Source organism: Acidisphaera rubrifaciens HS-AP3 (assembly GCF_000964365.1).
Classification (GTDB): domain Bacteria; phylum Pseudomonadota; class Alphaproteobacteria; order Acetobacterales; family Acetobacteraceae; genus Acidisphaera; species Acidisphaera rubrifaciens.
Genome location: NZ_BANB01000562.1, coordinates 1 through 1,235, shown reverse-complemented (window position 1 = coordinate 1,235; position 1,235 = coordinate 1). Strand labels below are relative to the sequence as shown.

Sequence of the window (1,235 nt, the reverse complement as noted above, 5' to 3'; positions counted from 1 at the left end):
CGCCGCCGCGTCCCGCCCGGCAAGCGCCAGATGCGCGCCCTCGTGCAGCGGCCGGTTCCACGCATAGGTCATGTAGCGGCGCGCGTATTCGGCGAAGGTGAACGATCCCTCGTCGAAATACCGGTAGCGCGTCGCCGCGGTGGCGTAGGACAGGCCGAAATGCTCGGCGACCGCCGGATGAATCGGCAGCCACACGTCGACCATCGGATTCTGCCGCGCCAGCCGCCGCAGCACCGCCGCCTCCGCGGCGCCCAGGCCGATGCGCGGGACCACCTGCGCCGCGAGTTCGTGCAGAAGATCGAGTTCGAAATGATAGACCGTGCGGAACAGCGGCGCCGCCTGATACGCCTCGACGAACGGGGTCATGCGGAACCCCGTCGCCTCGTCCAGGTGATGCTGGTGCTCGATCGACATCTCGCGCAGCCGGTCGAGCCGCACCACCGCGTTGACGTCGAGCGCGAGGTACCGCGCCACCGCGACGTCGGGATCGACACCCTCGGCGATCTGGCGATTGAGGAAACGGTCGCCGAACTCCGCCGGATACGGGCCGTAGGGATGGAACGGATAGACGGTGTTGCGCGGATGCGCCTCGCCCGCGAACGGCCACAGGAAGGCGTTGTCGAGCTGCGGCACCAGCAGCACCCGGCCGCGCGGCGACAGCCCGTCGGCGCTGGAGCCGAAACGCAGGCGCTGGCCCACGAACACGTCCGCCGCCTCGATGCGCGCGCGGTCGGCGTCCGACAGGTCGGTCCACGCGGCGACGAAGAACGTCTCCAGCCCGTGCGGCCGCGCCAGATGCGCGCGCACCACCGCCTCGACGCAGGCGAGCTGACAGGTGCCGTAGAACGCGATCGTCGTCATGGCGGTCCCGCCCTCATCGCGCCAGCAGGCGGGACGTGACCGCCTCCCAGCGCAGATGCAGCGCGTCATAGGCGTCGCGCGCGGCCTGTCCCATGCGCAGCGCACCCTGGCGGTCGTCCCACAGCGCGTCCAGCGCCGCCGCCAGCGCGGCGGCGTCCGGCGCGCGCACCAGCCCGGTCGCGCCGTCGACGACCAGTTCGGCGGCGGCATCCGTATCCGTGCACGTTACCACCGCGCGTCCGGCGCGCATCGCCTCCAGCGCCGCGATCCCGTCCTGATCACCCTGCTGCGGCAGCAACACCGCGACGGCGCGCGCGAGCGCCGCCGGCAGCGCGTCCGCGTCGCACCACGCGACCCGCGCGCCGAGCGGCGCC

2 protein-coding genes are annotated in these 1,235 nt (G+C 72.6%); both read right to left on the bottom strand.

What is annotated here, in order from left to right; all coding sequences use genetic code 11:
• On the bottom strand, positions 1-861 hold an 861-nt coding region (locus B8460_RS14650; protein WP_048862357.1), incomplete at its 3' end, for a WcbI family polysaccharide biosynthesis putative acetyltransferase.
• A 13-nt stretch (positions 862-874) separates the two neighbouring features.
• Positions 875-1,235, bottom strand: a 361-nt coding sequence (locus B8460_RS14645) for a glycosyltransferase (RefSeq protein ID WP_048862356.1), incomplete at its 5' end; no start/stop codon positions are given.